Raw genomic sequence first — 18,430 nt, forward strand, 5'->3', positions numbered from 1 at the left:
CGGCGGCCTCAACTTCGCCTCTCACGCCGGCGGCGGCTTTCTCCGCCGTCCCGAACTTCCCGGCAACACCGGTCGCGGCCATACCAACCCCGGATAGCTGCGATTGGATCTTGGCGCCGATGTCCCCGAATTTCCTGACGGACGGGATGATCACAATCTCAGCGGTACCGACCACAGTCATCGCAGCTACCGGCCTTCGATGTCGCAGACGAACCGGTGAACCGGCTGGCCGTCCTCGTTGACCGCACGGATCGGGCGCAAGCCGGCGGCGGCCATCTCACGGGCCCTATCGATGTATTCCTGTGCTGCGGCTACCTCGTCGGCGGTCAGCGCCGGGGAACGCCGGTAGGCGGCGTGGAGTCCTTTAAACCAGCGTCGGGCCGACCAGTCCGGTGATGCGGTCGCCAGGTATTCGGCGACCGGGCCCGGAACGGTCAGAACCGGATCCGAGCCGACCGCATGCACGAATGCGTAGGGGTTAAGATCGTTGAGGCGAGGGTCTTCCGGGGAAATGTGCTGTTCGATCTGGCCGGCGGCGCGGATGATGCCGCGGGCTACGTCGGTGTCGATGCTGTCGTCGAAGGCATCCGCCCAGGTGGGGCAGGCTGAGGCGTCGGCCCATTCGCGGAGGGACGAGGCGATAGCACGGGGGCYGACGATCGAGGGGGTGTGGTGAGAGTTGCGAGCCATGGGGAGGRCCTTTCGCGCATGCAAAATATTATTGGCGTGCGCGTGGGCGGTTTCACCAGCCCGACGGCCTGACACGCGGCTTCGCCGGTGGAGCCAGGGCTATTGTACGGGATTTAGGGTGGTTTGGCCTGCGGAAACGCCGACCGGAAAGCCACATTCAGACTACGGCACGGTCTTGATGACCGGGCCATCCTCGACGGCATGGACGAACCGGCGCGGAAGCCATGGCCCAACCCGACAATCAGCCTGAGATGCAAGCGGCACCGGCGACCACAGGGAGGTCCCGGCGTTCGGCTCACCCTCTCCTGGCGGCCCGATCTACCGTCCAGGGACTGCCCGGACTGCCGAAGAGTGCAGCCGCCAGCGAGTGGGGCGTAGCCGCAGCCGGCGAGAAGCAGGACGCGCCCCCCGCTCGGCGGCGGACAGCGGGCCCCTACTCACCGAGGAACGCTGACAGCGCATACGTCCCATGGCGGTCGAGGTTGCCGCAGGCCCCGGTCATCGGCCTGTCAGCTCCTCTGCGCCGAGGGCCCGGTAGAGCGTGGACCGGCCGACACCAAGGTCGGAGGCGACGTCAGCGGCTGAACGTCCCGCGTCGATGGCGGCGCGGGCGGTGGCGACCTGGCCGTCGGTGAGCTTGCGCGGCCGGCCGGTGGCCTTACCCTTGGCCTCACCGACGGCGCGGGCGTGCGCGGCGCGTTCACGCATGAAGGTGCGCTCCATCTCGGCGAACAGGCCGAGCATGAGCACCGCAAGACCGCCCATGCCGGACTGGTCGGTGGTGTCGATCGGCATCGGGTCTTTGAGGGTGCGGATACGGATGCCGTGCTCGGTCAGGTCGTGGATCAGGTTCAGGCACTCGCGGAGGTTGCGCCCGACCCGGTCGAGCGTCACGGCGACGATCGTGTCGCCAGGCTTGCAGTGRCACACGAGCCGCTTCCATGCGTCGCGTTCGAAGGTGGCTCCCGACTTCTTGTCGGCGTAGATCAGGTCGGTGGCGATGCCGTAGGCGGTGAGCGCGTCGATCTGGCGGTCAAGATCCTGGTGGGTCGTGCTGACCCGGACATACCCTCGCTCCATGTCCCGAAAGTTTATACCATTGCTGATATTCGGGACACAATTATGGGACTAGATTTCGGGAACCGGTGACGTGCGGTTTTGCCCCACGGCCCAGAACTTTGGATCACTGTCCCGTAACCATGGTTTTAGGACAGTGACCGTAGGTGACCATTGTCGACCGCCACCGACCAGAACGGACCGGCTAGGCGGCCGGCCGTCGGCAGGACGCGAGCCACCGCTCAACATCACCAGCGCTGACGAACACCCGGCCGCCGACAGTCCAGCTCGGGATCCGCCGCTCGGTGGTGAGCCGGCGAGCGAGACGCTCGCTGATCGCCGGYCAGCGGCGGGCGATCTCCGCCCGCGGCACCAGGTCCCGCGGCGCCTCGTGGCGGGTCAGCTCGTCCTTCATGCACCACGGCCCCGGGTCGGTGGCACGGAGTCCGCGGCACGGCGTGCGTCAAGAAGGCTCGTCCACGCCGTCTCGAAATCTTCGGCGGCGGGAAAGTAGTCCCCGGCGAGTCCGGCGAGCACCGCCTCCTCGACAGCCGACCCGCCCGCAGACCGAAGGACCCGCACCGCCGACCAGGCCCCATCCGCGGCGATCATCCGCCATCGGTGGAACAGCAGCAGAAGCTCCGCCTCACCCTGCGGTGCTGTGAGCGCACGGGCCCGCTCGGCCGCGAACTCGCCCCGGGCCCGGATCGTCTCCCGGCCGGCGGGTTCCTCGGCGGCCTCGATGCTGGCCAGCTCGGCAAACCGTTCGTCCATCAAACGGCGAGCGGCGATCAAGGTGTCGGCGTCCGCTCCACCGCGGGCGAGCCGAGCAAGCTCGGATTCGGCGATCAGCGCACGGCGGCGGGCGACCGCAACCACGCCGGGCAGCGCCGCGCCGCTCACAGCTCACCGCCGACCATCGGACGTTCAGCCGCCGCGGCGACCTGCTGGAAACAGCCGCCGACGACCGCGGCGACTCGGGGATCGTCGGGGTCGTGCCCCAAGGCCCGGACGACCAGGTCGACGATGTCCAGCACATGATCCCGATACGCCTTGATCAGGTTCTGCCGCTCCGCCTCCACCCCGGCGTCAGCCGCCGCACGGGCTGCGGCGATGAAATGTTTGCGCTCCTCGCGGTGGAGGATTACCAGCGGTGACGGCGTGGGGTGCAGGCCACCGGTGTCGACGAGGATGGGGCGGCCGTCAGGGTCAACGGTCCGGTTCACCTCCCCTTCCAGCATCGAAATCATGCCTGCGGTCCGGCTGATTTCTTCCTGAAGGGCCGCCAGCGGCGCGATCGGGCGGGGGGCGCCGAACCGCCGATAGCCGTCGACGACACGTTCGCGGACGCCGGCGAGCTGCCCGGCCGGCGTGTTGCCGCCGTGCAGTCTGCAATTCCCGTCTCCCACATGGTTTGTTCCTCGCCCGGCGGTCGCCCGGCATCGTGCGGGGGCTCCGGCCCGGCGAACCCGGGAGTTGCAGCGCCCGGGGACCGGCGGGGGCAGGTCGCTGTCGTCACGTTTCGGCATCACAACCTCACTTCCATTACTCGCAGTGACGAGATTCATGACGGGCCGCCATTTGACCGACGGCCCGTCACCTAATGTGATCAGCGGCCGGTGTGGCGGGGAACTGTCTTCGGCGCGGTCCCGGCCTTGACCAGCGGCGCGGACCGTTTGCCCGCGGCCTTTCCGCCGGCAGCCGGTGGCCTGCCGGCAGCGGTCCTCATTGCGGCGGCGGCGCGCAGGGCGGTGGCACGCCGGACGGTCAGTTTGGAGATGCGGTGTCGCCGGTCCGCTGCGGCAAGCTTTCGGGCGAGGGCGGCCTGCCTGCGGCGCAGGCGGGCAACCCGGTCGGCGCGGCGCAGGCGGGCAACCCGGTCGGCCGCATGCCGCAGCGCGGCGACTTCGGCCGCGAGGTCGGCGGCAGGGGTGGCGTCGCGGGTTGTCGGGTTCACCGGGCGTGGCCGGGCGGGGCTCATGGTCGGGGGCTCCTGTCGGATGGGGTTTGCTGGTTGTGCTTGCCGTCGTCGGCGGGCAGGCCGAGGGCTTCGAGGATGCTGATTCGCTCTCCGGGGTCAACGACGAATCGGTGGATGGTCCTCCTGGCCCGGTCGACCGCATTCGGGGTGAGCGGGGGGACAGCGTCGAATCGGTGTAGCGGCTCGGCTGTTGGGCGGCTCGCCATCAGAAGGCGCCGTCGGATTCGATCTTCGTGGCCATCTTCCGGAGGAAGGCAGCAACGTCGCCCGGGTCGGCCCCGGAACCCACAGTGACGGTGATTTTCGGGGCGGGTGGCGGTGGGGGCACTGCGACCATGCCGGTGATTGGAATGCGGGTTCCGGCGACGAGCTGACCGCGGTCCTCCGCGTTCGGACGATCATCCTCGGCGCCCTCGCCGCGGAAACGATCGGTACGGAAACCGCCCCGCCCCCCATCGCGCAGGACGCCACGGTCCTCGTCGCCGGCGACGGCGGCGAGGATGCCGGCCTGGGCATGGTCGTCGGTGAGGCCGACGAGCTGTTCGGCGAGGGTCATTGCCTCGTGCCACCAGCCGGCGGCGCGGGTAAGGGCTTCGCGGGCAGCGGGGCCGACGGTGCGTGTGCCGTCGCTGTAGGTGACAGCCCGAAGTTTCGGCTTGTCGGGACCAAGGAGCTCGTCTCGGACAGCGCGGGTGTTGGACATGTGACTGCCGAGGAGCTTGGCGGCCCGGTCGCGGATCTTCGAGGGCAGGCTGTCGAGGCGGGGATCGGGCGTGCTGGCGGTGGCGGGCATGGGGGTCCTTTCGGTTGGGGTCTTCCGCTTCGTCCCGGACGGGGTTTGCCGTGGACGGGGTTCGTCCATCGGCCGCCAGACCCCAACCCCGTCCCCCGTCCCCCGTCCTAGAGACGGGGGGGACGGGGGGGACGGGGTTGGTTCTGACCTCTCTGAGCCCCGTCCCGGACGGGGTTTGGACGGGGTGTGGACTGGGGGGACGTGGTGGGTTTTCGTTGGGGGTCGCCTGCCCATCTACGCCGTCCCGATCTCGGAGGGCTGATCGTCACGGAAGGGCCGGATAGACCGGTGGAGGCGTGACTGCCCGGCCTGCTCGACGGTCACGTACCCCTCGGCGACGAGGCGATCAAGGCCCTGTCGTTTCCCCCGGGCATTGCCGGAAACGGATTGTTCGATCTTTGAGGTGGAGAGTGGAGCGTCCGGCGCCGTCTCCAGGTAGCGGCTGATCCGCTCCATCAAGATCGTCGGCCGGAACGGCTTCGCTGGGTCGTGGGTCTCGGCGGGCTCTAGGCGGGCGAGCACAGACCGGTCCGGGAGGGATTCGAGGTGAAGGACCCCGATCTCGTCGTGCTTGGGGCCGCCCGCGAAGGACCTGACCTGTCCGGGTCGATCCTTAGCGACCTCGATGACGGCCTGGCCGTGGAGGCCGAATCCGAACGTTTCGGTGGCCCGCACCGAATATGAGGCACCGTTGATTCCCGCACGTTTATGCTGGGCGCCCAAAGCGTTTTTCGTACCCGGAAGTGTGTTTTTTGGAATGTGGTCGATCATTACGGTTGCAGCGCCTGCCTGCGCTAGCGGCCGGGGAAGAAGATCGAAGAATTCGGCGGCGTCCTTCGTTCCCTTGTCCGGGTCTAGGCCGTGCAGCACCATCGCCTCGGAAACGCCGTCGAGAACGGCAAGGGTGGACTGTGCGGCGAGCTGGTAGAGCCCGGCCGCGTCGGCCCCGCCGGGTGCCAGCGGACCGTCTGGTCGGATGTACCGCAGGCGCTCCCGGATGCGGCCCGGGTTGGCGCCGAGTGCGAGCATGCGGGAGACGACCGAACCTTCGTCATCCTCAAAATCGACGTATAGCACGGCGTTGCCGGCATTAATCTCCTGGACGGCGCCGTACTGGCATAGCCACGATTTCAACGATTCGGATTCACCGAACACCGAGTGAACCTTTCCCGGGTAGAACAGGCATCGTCCGTCCGTTCTGGCGAGCACCGTGGGCTGCGGGGGCGCGTAGGAGCCGTTGAGGACTGGGGTCAAGTCGACAGGCGTCCACGCGGACGCTGCCACCGGGCCAGACTGGCGGGGTTGGGCGAGTTCTTCGCCGAGTGCGGCGTGCAGCTTGCGGATGGTCTCGGGGTCCACGCCACGAGATACAGCCTGGGAGAGCTGAACGGTCAGCCCCTTGCGGCGGCGGCCGGCTGCCTTATTCTGGAAGATCCCGTGGAAGTAGCTGGCGTTGCCCGGTGTGGTGGCCTGCTGCCGGATTTTTTCGATGTCCCAGACGCTCAGCCCGAATGCTTGGGCTGCCCCGACCGCCTCGGCGCGACGTTCGAGCTCGACATAGACGGCGCCCGGGGAGACGAGCGTCGGACTTTGATTCCAAAGATCACAAATGACCTGGAAGAGTTCCCGGTGCACAGGCCGGTGGAAGTCTGCGGGGTCGACGGGGCCGACGATCTGTAGAAATCGCCCAGGGTCGATATCGTTCGGGAATTCCAACAGGATTCCGAGGTAAATTTCTTCGGCGAGGACTTCGTCGTGCGAGTCTGGGCCGGCTGGTGCAGTCGACGGCAGGGTCCGGCCATCGATTGCGCCGGATAGTGGGAAGCCGTATGTCACTGGAGCGCGCTCCTGCGCGCGGGGCGCACGTATAGGCCGACCTGTTCCCGGGCGGCGGCCTCCCATTCCCACGGCGCCCAGTCCGGGTGGGCCGCGCGGATGCGTGTACGCGCCCAGGGGAGCAGGTGCCAGGCGTCGAGTCGGATCACTTGTGTCGGCCGTTCCCGGGTGGGTGCGGCGCCGACGTGCCGGCTAGGCGGCGTGATATGGGTCGGCGGGGATATCGTCATGGTTGACGGCTTTCGTGGCGGAGGCTGCGGCGGTAACGACGCCCCGGGTTGTGGTGACCCTGGGCGTCGTCGCGTTTGGGGCCTTGCGGTGACCGGTGGTCCGGTGGTGGCGGGTCACTGGTCGGCCTCGACGAGTAGGCGGCGTAGAGCCGCGACGGGAACGGCATATCTTTCGCCGTGTTTGATCAGGCGAACCGGGAACTGACCGGTCCGTGCGAGTTCTCGCGCCTTCGTGGTCCCCATGTTCAAGATCGACGCTGCTGTCGGCAGGTCGGTGAGCAGCGGCAGGGCGTCGAGGTCCCGCGCGGTCCACTGTCCGCGTGCCGGCCGTAGTTCGGCGGCGGTGCTCACGCCGACATCCGACGGTCGAGCTCGGCCCGCTCCTGCTCGGCGAGCCAGCGTTCAACTTCTGACTTTCGGTAACGGACCAGGCCGCCCTCGACGCGGAACCCGCGCGGTCCGACGCCGCGGGTGCGCCACTGCTCGAGGGTTCCGATCGCCACACCGATGTAGTCGCTGACCCTCGCCTTGTCCCAGAGTGGATCTTCTGTCATCTGCCCTCCATAACCGGTACCCCGTTGCCGCACCGGTGCTCCGATGCTTCTGACCGTGAGGCCACTACATCACCTGGGTTAGGGGCACGTCAAACAACGGCCTGCCGATACCCGATGCCGTAAGGTCAAGTTATGTCTGAAGCAAGCGTCGATGTCCCGACGGTCGCCGCTGTGATCGGCCGGCGCGCTGGCGATCTACGCCGCGAGGTCGGGATTAGCCAGGGCGATGTCGCTCTCGCCGCTCGGCGTCATGGCCTTCCCTGGAAGCAGTCCAGCATCGCGACCCTCGAAGCGGGGCAGCGCGATCTCAGCGCGGCTGAGCTGGCAATACTCCCGCTCGCGCTCGCCGAAGCGTTCGGCCGCAGAGTCACCCTGGCGGACCTCATCGATCCTGATGAAGAGGTGCGCCTGACGTCGAGAGTCACCGGGAGCGGCCGATCCGTGCTTAACGTCTACGGTGCGAAGAACGTCGGCGTCTTCATGGTGGGCGGCGTCGGAACCCTCGCCTCCGGAAACGTGGGGACCATTTACGGCGGCATCGTGGAGGGCCCGAAGGGCTCCATGGCGGTGTTCGGCATGGTGCCCACTGAGGCCGAAGTGAAGGCGGCCCGCAAGCTGAAAGTGCCGCCGTTGCTGGTTGCGGAGACGGCACACAATCTGTGGCGCTGCTCGTTGACGGAGCGCCGCGACCAGATGGTCGCCGAACGGACGGATGCCGGCACGGACCCGGACCGGCTGCGGGCGCTGCGCGGCCGGGTCACTCGCGCGCTGGTGAACGAGGTCGAGCAGGCAATCCGGCTGAGCGGCGCGGAGGCAAAAAGTGAAGATCAAGACTGAACGTCGGTGTGGCTGCCGCGACGAGGACGGCCGGAAGTACCCGCGCGGGAAGTGCCCGGAGCTGGCGGCCAAGCGCACGCACGGCACCTGGTCGTACCGGTTCCGCGTACCCAAGGAACTCGTCCCCCTGGTCGGCAAATCCGAGATCAGCGACAGCGGATACGCCACGAAGAAGAAGGCCGAGGAAGAGGCGGAGAAGGCCGTGGCGCGGGTCCACACAGGCCGCCAGCACATCGGCGGGTTGACCGTGGGCGACTACCTGCGGGACTGGCACAGCCGGAAGAACGCGCTCCGGCCTACCACCCGGGCGCGCTATGAGCAGTTCATCCGGCTGCACCTGGTGCCGTTTCTCGGCGACATGCCGTTGGCCGGTCTCCGCTCGGAGCACATCGACAGCGCACTGAAGCTGGCCGTCGCTACGTCCCAGGCGCCGGAGCGGCGGCCGCGCCGGCCGATCGGGCCGGCGACGGTGGCGGACGTGTTGGAGATGCTGCGGACGGCCCTCAACGACGCGCTGAGACAGCGAAAGATCGACTTCAATCCGGCGCTCGGCGTCGAGCTGGCGTCGTACGCCACGCCCGAAGTCGAGCCGTGGGAAGCCGAAGAGGTGGGCCGCTTCCTGGACGAGGCGGCATCCGATCGTCTGGCCGCGGCGTACGAGCTCATGGCCCTTCACGGCCTGCGCCGCGGGGAGGTCTGCGGCGCGACCTGGACGGCGCTGGACGAGGAAGACCGGGTGCTCGTGATCCGCAAGCAGATCACCCGGTCCGGTTCGGTCATGGGGGTGTGGGAGCCGAAGACGAAGGCGGGCCGGCGGAAGGTGGACCTGGCCGAAGTCGTGCTTGGCTCGCTCGCCATTCACCGGCTTCACCAGGACGAGGAACGCGCCGCGGTCGGTGTCGACCGGTGGGACAACGGGATCTTGCCGGACGAGCACGGCAACCCGGTCCAGCTCGAAGACCTGATCTTCACGCATCCGTCGGGCCGGCACCTGGCCCCGGAGTACCTCACGCGACAGATGCAGCGCATCGCCCGGCGGGTCGGTCTGCTGTCGAACGTGCGAGATGCCGCGCCGAAGGGATCGACGACGATTGTCGTCGGCAAGCGGTACCGGCAGGCCGAGGGCACGTGGACGCTCTACCGCGACCGGGCGCCGATCGGTGAGGTGACCGTTCTCGGCGTAGGTGGTGGGCTGTCCGGTTCGCGCGCTCTGCTGCGCCTAACCGCGCCGCTGTCGGTCGACCTGGCGATCGGGGACGAACTCGGAGACCGGCTGCTGTCGCCGAAGCGGCTGCACGATCTCCGCCACGGATCGGTGACGATCATGCTCGACAACAACGTGAACGAAGTGATCGTGTCGAAGGTCGTCGGTCACTCCTCGACGACCGTCACCGGGAACCTGTACGCCCACAAGCTCAAGTCGACCGGGCGCGCAGCGGCCGAAACGATCGCCGCGGCGATCCCTCGCGAAATCCGGCGCGGGCACCCTGTGGGCACCAGCGCGGGTGACGGTGGCGGGATCGGGAAGGCCGGGAGCGTTTCGCCTGGTCAGGGGCCCGTCCGTCGCGGACAGGCCCCTTCCAGCGGCGTGGAGGTGGCGGGAATCGAACCCGCGTCCTCCGGCCCCGACACAGGGCTTCTCCGGGCGCATCCTGCTACTTGTTTCTCAGCCTCGTCGGACACGCAGGCAAGCCAACATAGGCTCAGTCGCTGTTTGATGTCCCGACCGACCCCGCGACCAGGTCAGCCGGTGATCCTCCTAGCGACGTCAGATTCTGGGCCGGAGGCTCTCCCAGACTGACGACTACCTAGTCCCTCTTAAGCGGCGAGCGCGTAAGTGGGGGTAGTGGGCTGCGTCTTGTTGGCAGCTGTTGTTCTGAACGGATCGTTAACGAGATAACCGCTCATCCTCGGCCCGCTTCCCCTGCCTCGACGTCCGGAGTCGAAGCCGGTCACCCCCAAGTTCTGATCAGTTACGACGTTTCAGTGTACCGCAGACGCAGACGCAGACGCAGACGCAGACGCCGGCACCAGCAAACAGACGCTCCTGCCAACCCGACCCATCGCGCGCGTCACTGCGTCCAACGCTCGGACGCCGGCTCCATGTTCCCACGTCGGGCACCCCGCGTACCAACGGGTTTCCGATGTGGCGGCTGTGGCGGGCGTGGCGGCCGCGCGTCACAGYGGCCCGGCCCCGTGGGCATGCCGTCGCGGGCAACGTCGTTGTACGGAGTTGTTGTATGGATAACGGCTACCAGACGACCAGCGCCTCGGGAGATCACCGTGGAGATCAAGGAACTGGGACATCTCGTCCTCTACGTCCGGGACATCGAGCGTTCCAGCGCCTTCTACCGGGACGTACTCGGCTGGCGGCAGATCTTTCCCGACCCGGCGGGCGCGGACGGCAACCCACTGCGGGCCCCCGCCGCCGCGTTCTCCTCCGGACGCACCCACCACGAGCTGCTCCTCATCGAGGTCGGCGAGGACGCGGCGGCCATACCCCAGGGCCGGCGGGTGGGATTGTACCACTTCGGGCTGAAGGTTGGCGACAGCGACGACGAGCTGCGCGCGGTGCTCGCCCGTCTGCACGACGCGGATGTGACCGTCGTCGGCGCGTCGGATCACACGGTCACCCACAGCTTGTACATCCTCGACCCGGATGGCAACGAGATCGAGCTCTACATCGACGTTCCCGGGGTCGACTGGCGGAGCACTCCCGCGCTCGCCGCGGCTCCGGTCCGTCCGTTGCGGCTCTGATCAGATCAGAAGATCAGATCAGAGCCGCCGAAATCAGAGGCGCCGGGAGTTCCCGCCTTCCGCCGCACGGGCCGTCGCTCGGTGAAACTGTGCCCATGCGACCGTCCCCCGACCAGCGTCGGCGGCTGCCGACTCTGCTGGTGGCGTTGGCGATCCTCAGCGGTCTCGTCGACGCGGTCAGTTTTCTCGGACTCGGCCGGGTGTTCGTGGCCAACATGACCGGAAACGTCGTCCTGCTGGCCTTTGCGCTGGCCGGGGCCCCGGGCCTGTCCGCCGACCTGTCGGCGCTGRCCCTGGCTGGCTTCCTGGCCGGAGCCGTCATCGCCGGACGGATCGGCACGGTGACCATAATCGGCGGTCGCCGCTTCTCGTGGTTGATCATCGCGATGGCCGCGCAGACCGGGCTGATGGCCGGCGCGCTGATCGCCACGCTGGTCACCCAGGGACTCGGTACGGAACCCGAGATCCCCGAGATCCCCGGGGCCCGGCCCTATGCCGTCATCCTCCCGCTGGCCCTCGCGATGGGCCTGCAGCACGCGACGGCTCGGCGGATGGCCGTTCCGGACATCCCGACGAATGTGCTGACCAGCACGTTGACCGGGATCATCATCGACTCCCGGCTCGGCGGAGGAACGGGCCGCGGTGGGGCGCGGCGGACGCGGCGGTTCGCCGGCCCCGTCGCCATGTTCGCCGGAGCCCTGATCGGGGGCCTGTGCCTGCTCCATCTCGGCCGGATCGTCCCGCTCGTCCTGGCGACCGGTACCGTCGCCGGCTGCCTGATCGCCACCGTGACCGGCACCGTTGCGGCGCCATGATCAGGAAGCCGGAGAGACTTCGCCACCCGCGCCGCCCGGCCTGGTCGCACGGCGCCGCTGCCGGATGACGACCGTCGTGTCGAGACCGCCCTCGCCGTCCGCCTGGGCAGCTGCGAGATCCCGCTCAGCCAGCTCGATCATCGGCAGCGGGATACCACGCCGGCCCGCCTCGGCAAGGCAGATCCGCAGATCCTTGCGCATCCAGTCGACCGCAAACCCGAAATCGAACTCGTCGCGCACCATGGTCTGACCACGATTCGCCAGGTACCACGAGTTGGCGGCGCCGCCGGCCACGGCGGAAAGCACCAGATCGGTGTCCAGACCGGCGGCAATAGCAAAGTTGATGGCCTCGGCCGCCCCTTCGACGRCTCCCGCCACCAGAATCTGATTGACCATCTTGGTGAGTTGTCCGCTACCGACCGGCCCGATCCTCGTAATGGTCGCGCCGTAGGCGGCGAGCACCGGCCTGGCCCGCTCGATCGTCTCAGGATCCCCACCGCACATGATGCTCAGCCGGCCGGCCATGGCACCCGCCTCCCCGCCGGAGACCGGGGCATCGACGAAACCGACGCCGACCTCGGCGGTGCGCGCCGCGATCTCCTCCGCGAGTTCCGCGGAGGTCGTCGTGTGATCGACGATGATCGCACCAGGCCGAAGCGCCCCCAGCACCCCGTCGGCACCGAGGACGACCTCGCGGACGTCGTCATCGGCACCGACGCAGAGGCAGACGACGTCGACCTCGGTCGCCGCGGCGGCGGGCGACGGCGCGATCCGGCCGGAATGTTCCTCGGCCCAGCGTGCCGCGGTCGCGGCCGTGCGATTGAACGCGGTGGTGGAGAACCCGGCCCGAACCAGGTGACCGGCCATGGGAAATCCCATCGTGCCCAGTCCGACGAAGGCAACACGCATGAACGTCACTCCTGTTTCGCCCCCGATGGCGTCCACCGGGATCGGTCGGTCATGAGAGTCGGTCGGTCATGAGAGTCGGTCGCCACCGCCCCGACATCCGATACCCCCGACATCCGATACCGGGGTGCAGACGAAGGCCCAGGGAGCTCCACGCAGCCTCGTCATCACCACGGTGACGGCCGGTCCACCGGGAATCAGATCACGACGGCGGGGTAGCAACCGGCGACGGATCTCCTCGACGTCGCCGGCGAGACCGCGTCGCCGGACGTCCAGCGACCCGATCTCACGAGACCGCAACAGGTCCGCGATCCGGCGCACGTCGAAGGGCAGCTCGGCCTCGATGCACAGCAGGCGGGCGAAGGGGGTCGTCACTGCCTCGTCGGAGGTCAGGAAGGCGATCATCGGATCAATCTGCCAGGCTCCGAGGCGCCGCCCGAGCTCGCCGATCAGGCCCGCCCGAGTGACCGCCGGGCTCGGATCGTGGAGGAACCGGCCCGGAGCCGCTACCCGACCGGCTAGCTCGCCGACCCGACCCACCCGACCCACCCGACCCGCCCGACCTGTATCCGCCGGGACGACTGGATCCGGGGTCCCGGTGAGGCTCACCGGCGCTCCTCTGGCCCGCAGGGACGCCGAGCCGCCCGGCCCGGGCAGCACAGTGGCGCGACGCGAGGCGGTCGCGAGGGCCGGTGAAAACAGTACGGCCTCCTTGAGATCCCGTCCGTCGGCCACAAACTCGATCTCCCAGCCGGGGGGAACCAGCTCCGTCGCCAGCCCTGGCGCGGCCTTCACCGCGACGGCCGCAACCTTGTCGGCAAGCCCGAAGCACCAGGCCAGCGGCGGCTCGCTCGCCCGCGACACCAACCGACGGTCGCCGGCACGCCGGGCCGGATCGACGAACACGGCGTCGCATCCGGAGAGGTCCACCTCCCGCACGTCGGACAGGCGCGTCTCGAGGCATCCCGTCGGCACGGTCGATCCCGTGGGCGGCGCGGTCGTGGGCAGCACCGTCGTGGGCAGCACCGTCGTGGGCAGCACCGTCGTGCCCTCGACCGCGTGGACGGCGACGTTGAGCGCGGCCATCCGCAGATGAACCGGATCCCGGTCGACGAGCATGATCTCCCGGCCCCGCGCGAGGGCCAACGCGTCCCCGCCGATCCCCGTGCACAGGTCGACGAGCCGRCACAGACCGGCGAACCGCGCGGCCCGATGCTCGGCCGCCGCCTGCGAGGACGCTTGTTCCAACCCGGCTCGGGTGAAGAACATCCGATCGGCCCGAGCAAACTTGACCATCGCGCGCCGCCTCAGCTCCGCCTGAGTGAACGCGGCGGCGAGGAGCGCGGGGGACACGCCCTCGGCGCGCAGGCGGGCACCGACAGCCAGTTCCCGGGCCGCGCCTCCACCGGCACGCTCATCCTCGGCAAATGCCGCGACCGCCGCCGCCAGCACCGCCTTACCCTGGGCGCTCAGCAGGGCCTCGAACTGCGCCAGCCGGTCGCCGTCGGAGGCGGTCACGGCGACCCGGATGCTGCCGGAACCGGCGAATCCGCGGCCCGACGACGAAATAACGACGACGGGAACATCGACAGAAACGTCGACAGGAACATCGGCGGCACCACGGACGGTGTCATGGACGGCTGGCTATCAGAGGTAGCGCCCCTTGGCTCGGCGGCCCATCGCCCGGCCGATCTCCCGGGCCGCGTCCCGCTCCGCGATCGCGTGCCGTTTGTCGTAGGACTTGCGGCCACGCGCCAGCGCAATTTCGATCTTCGCCCGCCCGTCCTTCCAGTAGAGCGAGAGCGGGACCAGCGTGAGCCCACCCTCCTGGGTCTTACCGACCAGCTTTTCGATCTCCGCCCGGTGCAGCAGCATCTTGCRCTTGCGGCGGGGAGCGTGGTTCGTCCAGGTCCCCTCGGTGTACTCGGGGATGTGCACGTTGTGCAGCCAGATCTCACCATCGCTGATCTGGGCGAACCCGTCGACGAGCGAGGCCCGCCCGGCCCGCAGCGCCTTCACCTCGGTGYCACGGAGCACCAGCCCAGCCTCGTAGGTGTCGAGGATGTCGTAGTCATGCCGGGCGCGCTTGTTCTGCGCGATCAGTCTGCGCCCCGTCTCCCTCGGCACTGTCCTGTCCCTCTTCCCACACCGTTCGCGAAATCTTCTCCGAACCTACGTCCTGCCTCCCGCGTCGGTGACACGCCGGCTCCACCGCGAGGACACCCATGGTATCGATCATGTGAGCGCCATCGTCGGTCGCCGACGTGGCCCGGGTGACGTCGCCGAGCGCTCCGTAGGGCGACGAGCGCCGTCAGCGCGCCCCGCGGAGGAGCCGCCGCGGCGGCGCGACCTGGGCGTTCAGCACCTTCCACCTCCTTGCTCGGCTGTCGAGCTTGCTCGGCCGTCGAGACGATGGACTTGATGACGATGGACTTGATGAACGGTGCCAGCGAGTACTATACTCGAACACACGTTCGATGACCAGAGTGTTCAGGCGGATCGGCGGCGATTCCTGCCGGCAGATCCAACCGCTCCCTCTACGCGCCCATGACAGGCGGCATGATGCATCCAGTGACCAGACCCGGTTCATCGCTTCGGCCCGGCTCACAGTCCAGTCCGGGCGAGTCCAGTTCAGGCGAGTCCAGCCCGCGCGAGGAAGCAGAGGCCCTGGGCCCCCGCGACACCGGAGTCGACGACCGTGGTTCTCTTTCCCGTCATCTGGACTCATCGATGGTTTATGGTCATCGTGTAGCTGAACTCGACGCGGACGGATGCCTCCGGGCAGATGTGGAGATCGGTCGGGAGATCGCGCGCTGGGAGGCGGCACGGCTGCTCGTGAGAGCGAGGTTCGCGCAGCTACGGYCGCCCACGGAAGAGGATGAGAGCGGGGTTGCCAGGGGATTTCACGAGTTCGCGGGAGACGAACTGGCCGCCGAGYTGAGAATGTCATCAGCGGCGGGAAACAAACAGTTGGGTTTCGCGGTCGGCGTCGTCCGCCRCATGCCGGCAGCGCTGACTGCTCTGGAACATGGTGAGCTAGATTCCCAGCGGCTGACCGTGCTGGAACGACTGACGGCCAACCTGTCGGACGACCAGGCCGCGGACGTGGCGGAGACGGTTCTGCGCCGGGGTGGGCGGCCGAGCCACGCAGCGTTCGCGGCCGCCGTTCGACGGCGTGTGGTGCTGGTAGACCCTCAGGGCGCGGAACAGCGTCGCCGCAGGGCGACGAAGGCGCGTCGGGTGACAGTGCGGGCCGAGCCGGATGGTATGGGCCGCATCTCGGCCTCGCTTCCGGCGGACCGCATGCTCGCGGCGTTTCGACGAGTGGACCTTCTGGCGAGGAGAGCGGGCGGTGCGCAGGACGGTCGCGGGCTCGAGCAGCGTCGGGCCGACGTTTTCTACGACCTGCTGATGGGGCGGGATCGTGACCGTGTCAGTATCGAGATKCAGGTGGTCGTGTCGGCTTCCTGTCTGCTGGGTATGTCGGAACGGCCGGCGGAACTTCCCGGTTATGGCCCGATACCGGCCGGACTCGTTCGCGAGATGGCCGAGAACCCCCGATGCACATGGCGGCGGATACTGATGGATCCGCCGGAAGGACGAGTTCTGGAGGTCAGCCGGCGTCGCTTTCCCTCGGCCGCCCTGGCTCGTCATGTTCGAACTCGAAACCCTACATGTGTCTTTCCGGGATGCGAGCAGCCTTCCATTCACTGCGATCTTGATCATACCAGGCCGCATCGTCGAGGTGGCCAGACGAGCGAGCAGAACCTCGGGCCAAAATGCCGGAGGCATCACCGGCTGAAACACTCGGGTGAAAAGCGGCCTAGGCGTGACGCCAAGCAAGGAGCTACGAGAAGACCGGGGCGGCCGGGCACATCATCTCCTGATCAATCCACGCAGAAGGGATGGTCCGTGTGCCAGCCCAGGCCTGGACATTTCACCTGGACGAGCCCGGAGGGACGCCAATATGAGGTGTCACCCGAAGATTATCTCAAGGAAGTATTCATCGAGGATGATGTCCAGTTCGAATCGAATCGAATCGAATCGAAGCGAACCGGGGCCGAGCGACGGATGACGCCTCAGACCCGCAGATGACGGCGGAGCKCCACCGAAGCCATCAMGGCGGCGGCGAGCACACCGACCCCCAGCACRACGGCCGCGGTCTCCCRGACCGCCGACCAACCGAACAGGGGGAACATCGTCTGCTTCGCGAACCGGCCGTCCACCAGGTAGATCTTGGCCAACGCAAGCACGCCCGTGGCGAGCAGCCCGCCAACCAGCCCCACCGCCGCGATCTCCAAGACGAACGGAGCCCGGATTGTTCCATTGGAAGCACCGACCATCTTCATGATCGAAGTCTCCCGTCGCCGGGCGTGCGCCGAGATCCGGATCATCGTGTAGATGAGGGCGAAGGACGCCAGGGCCTGCACGCCGGCGAGGGCGAAAGCGCCCGCTGTGAAGGCGTCGAGGAACCGGTACAACGGGTCAAGCAGGCCGCGCTGGTCGCGAACAGCTTCCACCCCGTCGAGGCCGGTGTAGGTGACGACGATGTCGCGGGCCGCTCGCGGATCGGTAAGCGTGAGTCGTAGCGCCGCGGGCAGGTCGTCGGGTCCGACACCGGCGAGGACGTCGGGCGATCCACGGAAGTCCCGGCGGAAACGGTCGTACACCTGCTGTTTGYTTTCGTACCGCACGTCGGCGACCAGTGGATCCGCCGCGATCTCGGCATCGAGGGCAGACCGCTCGCCCGGGGTGATGCCATCGGAGAGATCAACGACGACCTCGATCTGGTCGAGCAGGAAGTCGTCGATGGTGTGCACCTGCGCCCGCAGGAGCAGGCCCGACCCCAGCAACGCCAGGCAGATCGTGACAGTTATGATCATGGCACAGGTCATCGCCAGGTTGCGGCGCAGGCCCGTCCACAGCAGCGACGCCAGCAGACCCGGTCGCATCAGCGGACCCGGTCGGCCGGCACCCTGGGCCGGGGCCGGGGAATCATCGGCACCGCCAGATCATCCTGGTTGTAACGTCCGCGAGCCTCGTCCCGGATCAGCGCGCCGTCGCTCAGCTCGAGCACCCGGCGGCGCATCGCGTTGACGAGCGACGCGTTGTGGGTGGCCATCACGACGGTGGTGCCGGCCTGATGAACAGTGTCGAGCAGGTTCACGATCTCGATGCTGGTGTTCGGATCGAGGTTGCCGGTCGGCTCGTCGGCCAGCAGGATCCGTGGACGGCCAACGAACGCCCGGGCGATCGCGACCCGCTGCTGTTCGCCTCCGGAGAGTTCGTCGGGATACCGGTCCGCCTTCTCCGCGAGGCCGACCAGGTCGAGTGCCTCCGGCACGACGCTGCGCACGACATGCCGAGGACGGCCGACCACGTCGAGGGCGAACGCGATGTTCGCCGTTACGGTCCGATTCGGTAGCAGGCGAAAGTCCTGGAAGACACAGCCGACCAGCCGGCGCAACTGGGGCACCCCGCGGTCCGGGATCCGCGCGACGTCACGGCCAGCCACCAGCACCCGGCCGGACGTCGCTCGTTCCTCCCGCAGCAGCAATCGCAGCAATGTGGTCTTACCCGATCCGGACGGACCCACGAGGAAGACGAACTCACCGACACCGATCTCCGCGGTGACATCGACCAGCGCCGGCCGGTCGCCGTTCGGGTACCGCTTGCTCACGGAACTCAAAACAATCATTGCGCCTTCCCGCACGCCTATGACTTTCAGTAGCCGTATGGTAGGGCGTGACGAAGGTCGGGGACCGCAGGTTACGCCCGACCGGAATCTCCGGGAACAGCCCGGACGGGTCGCCGCCCGCCCGATCGACCTTTGACGGAGCGGCACGCCACCGTGCGCGGGCGTAACGTGGAAGTCGATCGTGCGCGTCGCCAGCGGTCGTGCTCCATCCGGAACGTCCGGGTGTTGTCCCCCATCCCGGGGAAGTGCGACGATCGMCCGATCATGGCATCCGTCA

At 68.1% G+C, this 18,430-nt stretch carries 22 protein-coding genes, 1 other RNA gene and 1 pseudogene; 6 read left to right on the forward strand and 18 right to left on the reverse strand.

Annotation, left to right across the window (positions count from 1 at the left end; translation table 11 throughout):
• The 7 genes from KBI5_RS27365 to KBI5_RS15400 all read right to left on the reverse strand — a co-directional run.
• Positions 1-181: hypothetical protein (locus KBI5_RS27365; RefSeq protein ID WP_206745261.1), on the reverse strand; the 181-nt coding region annotated here is incomplete at its 3' end.
• Between the two features lie 5 nt (positions 182-186).
• Entirely contained in the window at positions 187-690 is a 504-nt protein-coding gene (locus KBI5_RS15375) for a hypothetical protein (RefSeq protein ID WP_085015624.1), read from the reverse strand.
• A 498-nt stretch (positions 691-1,188) separates the two neighbouring features.
• Complete coding sequence (locus KBI5_RS15380; RefSeq protein WP_085015625.1) at positions 1,189-1,770, reverse strand: recombinase family protein; 582 nt, start codon at positions 1,768-1,770, stop codon at positions 1,189-1,191.
• Between the two features lie 181 nt (positions 1,771-1,951).
• Positions 1,952-2,161 carry a hypothetical protein gene (locus KBI5_RS15385; protein WP_085015626.1) on the reverse strand — a complete coding sequence of 70 codons (210 nt, stop codon included), beginning with the start codon at positions 2,159-2,161 and terminating at the stop codon, positions 1,952-1,954.
• Positions 2,158-2,649 (reverse strand): hypothetical protein, encoded by a 492-nt coding sequence (locus KBI5_RS15390; protein ID WP_085015627.1) that lies wholly within the window; start codon positions 2,647-2,649, stop codon positions 2,158-2,160. Before KBI5_RS15390 ends, KBI5_RS15385 begins: the two co-directional genes overlap by 4 nt.
• Positions 2,646-3,155, reverse strand: coding sequence for a hypothetical protein (locus tag KBI5_RS26380; protein WP_085015628.1), 510 nt, complete (start codon positions 3,153-3,155; stop codon positions 2,646-2,648). The genes KBI5_RS15390 and KBI5_RS26380 overlap by 4 nt, the downstream gene beginning before the upstream one ends.
• Before the next feature lie 200 nt (positions 3,156-3,355).
• Positions 3,356-3,727 carry a hypothetical protein gene (locus KBI5_RS15400; RefSeq protein ID WP_133057048.1) on the reverse strand — a complete coding sequence of 124 codons (372 nt, stop codon included), beginning with the start codon at positions 3,725-3,727 and terminating at the stop codon, positions 3,356-3,358.
• 26 nt (positions 3,728-3,753) lie between these two features.
• Here KBI5_RS15400 and KBI5_RS26385 point away from each other — a divergent pair, with 26 nt between their 5' ends.
• Positions 3,754-3,906 carry a hypothetical protein gene (locus KBI5_RS26385; RefSeq protein ID WP_157902521.1) on the forward strand — a complete coding sequence of 51 codons (153 nt, stop codon included), beginning with the start codon at positions 3,754-3,756 and terminating at the stop codon, positions 3,904-3,906.
• A gap of 26 nt (positions 3,907-3,932) precedes the next feature.
• Here KBI5_RS26385 and KBI5_RS15405 read toward each other — a convergent pair whose 3' ends face one another.
• The 5 genes from KBI5_RS15405 to KBI5_RS15420 form a co-directional block, all read right to left on the reverse strand.
• Positions 3,933-4,520 (reverse strand): hypothetical protein, encoded by a 588-nt coding sequence (locus KBI5_RS15405; RefSeq protein WP_085015630.1) that lies wholly within the window; start codon positions 4,518-4,520, stop codon positions 3,933-3,935.
• 234 nt (positions 4,521-4,754) lie between these two features.
• A complete protein-coding gene (locus KBI5_RS15410; RefSeq protein ID WP_133057049.1) occupies positions 4,755-6,356 on the reverse strand; it encodes a hypothetical protein in 1,602 nt (533 codons plus the stop codon).
• A complete protein-coding gene (locus KBI5_RS25910; RefSeq protein WP_133057050.1) occupies positions 6,353-6,586 on the reverse strand; it encodes a hypothetical protein in 234 nt (77 codons plus the stop codon). Before KBI5_RS25910 ends, KBI5_RS15410 begins: the two co-directional genes overlap by 4 nt.
• A gap of 114 nt (positions 6,587-6,700) precedes the next feature.
• Positions 6,701-6,937, reverse strand: coding sequence for a hypothetical protein (locus KBI5_RS15415; RefSeq protein WP_085015632.1), 237 nt, complete (start codon positions 6,935-6,937; stop codon positions 6,701-6,703).
• Entirely contained in the window at positions 6,934-7,140 is a 207-nt protein-coding gene (locus tag KBI5_RS15420; protein WP_085015633.1) for a helix-turn-helix domain-containing protein, read from the reverse strand. The genes KBI5_RS15415 and KBI5_RS15420 overlap by 4 nt, the downstream gene beginning before the upstream one ends.
• 171 nt (positions 7,141-7,311) lie before the next feature.
• Between KBI5_RS15420 and KBI5_RS15425 the strand changes: the two genes are divergently transcribed.
• Positions 7,312-7,977, forward strand: a complete 666-nt coding sequence (locus KBI5_RS15425) for a hypothetical protein (RefSeq protein WP_133057051.1) — start codon at positions 7,312-7,314, stop codon at positions 7,975-7,977.
• A 247-nt stretch (positions 7,978-8,224) separates the two neighbouring features.
• Positions 8,225-8,356 (forward strand): annotated as a pseudogene (locus tag KBI5_RS28430) (site-specific integrase); the annotation flags it as partial.
• 1,207 nt (positions 8,357-9,563) lie between these two features.
• Here KBI5_RS28430 and ssrA read toward each other — a convergent pair.
• Positions 9,564-9,937: a transfer-messenger RNA gene (gene ssrA, locus KBI5_RS15435) on the reverse strand.
• A 323-nt stretch (positions 9,938-10,260) separates the two neighbouring features.
• On the opposite strand from ssrA, the gene KBI5_RS15440 reads away from it, so the two are divergent.
• Complete coding sequence (locus KBI5_RS15440) at positions 10,261-10,734, forward strand: VOC family protein (RefSeq protein ID WP_023839931.1); 474 nt, start codon at positions 10,261-10,263, stop codon at positions 10,732-10,734.
• A gap of 95 nt (positions 10,735-10,829) precedes the next feature.
• Positions 10,830-11,549 (forward strand): YoaK family protein, encoded by a 720-nt coding sequence (locus KBI5_RS15445; RefSeq protein WP_085015635.1) that lies wholly within the window; start codon positions 10,830-10,832, stop codon positions 11,547-11,549.
• Here KBI5_RS15445 and KBI5_RS15450 read toward each other — a convergent pair whose 3' ends face one another.
• The 3 genes from KBI5_RS15450 to smpB form a co-directional block, all read right to left on the reverse strand.
• Positions 11,550-12,458 carry an NAD(P)-dependent oxidoreductase gene (locus KBI5_RS15450; protein WP_085015643.1) on the reverse strand — a complete coding sequence of 303 codons (909 nt, stop codon included), beginning with the start codon at positions 12,456-12,458 and terminating at the stop codon, positions 11,550-11,552.
• Positions 12,459-12,524: 66 nt separating this feature from the next.
• Complete coding sequence (locus KBI5_RS15455; protein ID WP_085015636.1) at positions 12,525-13,973, reverse strand: SAM-dependent methyltransferase; 1,449 nt, start codon at positions 13,971-13,973, stop codon at positions 12,525-12,527.
• Positions 13,974-14,102: 129 nt separating this feature from the next.
• Positions 14,103-14,582 (reverse strand): SsrA-binding protein SmpB, encoded by a 480-nt coding sequence (smpB, locus tag KBI5_RS15460; protein WP_085015637.1) that lies wholly within the window; start codon positions 14,580-14,582, stop codon positions 14,103-14,105.
• 603 nt (positions 14,583-15,185) lie between these two features.
• On the opposite strand from smpB, the gene KBI5_RS15465 reads away from it, so the two are divergent.
• On the forward strand, positions 15,186-16,550 hold the full coding sequence (locus KBI5_RS15465; RefSeq protein WP_241882940.1) for an HNH endonuclease signature motif containing protein: 1,365 nt from the start codon (positions 15,186-15,188) through the stop codon (positions 16,548-16,550).
• Here the strand turns inward: KBI5_RS15465 and ftsX are convergent.
• Together ftsX and ftsE are read right to left on the reverse strand one after the other, a co-directional pair.
• Positions 16,535-17,407, reverse strand: a complete 873-nt coding sequence (gene ftsX / locus KBI5_RS15470; RefSeq protein ID WP_085015639.1) for a permease-like cell division protein FtsX — start codon at positions 17,405-17,407, stop codon at positions 16,535-16,537. The genes KBI5_RS15465 and ftsX overlap by 16 nt on opposite strands.
• A complete protein-coding gene (ftsE, locus tag KBI5_RS15475; protein WP_011435251.1) occupies positions 17,407-18,153 on the reverse strand; it encodes a cell division ATP-binding protein FtsE in 747 nt (248 codons plus the stop codon). The genes ftsX and ftsE overlap by 1 nt, the downstream gene beginning before the upstream one ends.
• Positions 18,154-18,430 lie beyond the last annotated feature (277 nt).

Origin of the sequence: Frankia sp. KB5 (genome assembly GCF_002099325.1) — a bacterium.
GTDB lineage: Bacteria > Actinomycetota > Actinomycetes > Frankiales > Frankiaceae > Frankia > Frankia casuarinae.

Bases quoted from the DNA above. Each gene is read 5' to 3' on its own strand.
- KBI5_RS15400 (WP_133057048.1), bottom strand. From the start codon at position 3,727: ATGAGCCCCGCCCGGCCACGCCCGGTGAACCCGACAACCCGCGACGCC.
- KBI5_RS15405 (WP_085015630.1), bottom strand. From the start codon at position 4,520: ATGCCCGCCACCGCCAGCACGCCCGATCCCCGCCTCGACAGCCTGCCC.
- KBI5_RS25910 (WP_133057050.1), bottom strand. From the start codon at position 6,586: ATGACGATATCCCCGCCGACCCATATCACGCCGCCTAGCCGGCACGTC.
- KBI5_RS15420 (WP_085015633.1), bottom strand. From the start codon at position 7,140: ATGACAGAAGATCCACTCTGGGACAAGGCGAGGGTCAGCGACTACATC.
- ftsE (WP_011435251.1), bottom strand. From the start codon at position 18,153: ATGATTGTTTTGAGTTCCGTGAGCAAGCGGTACCCGAACGGCGACCGG.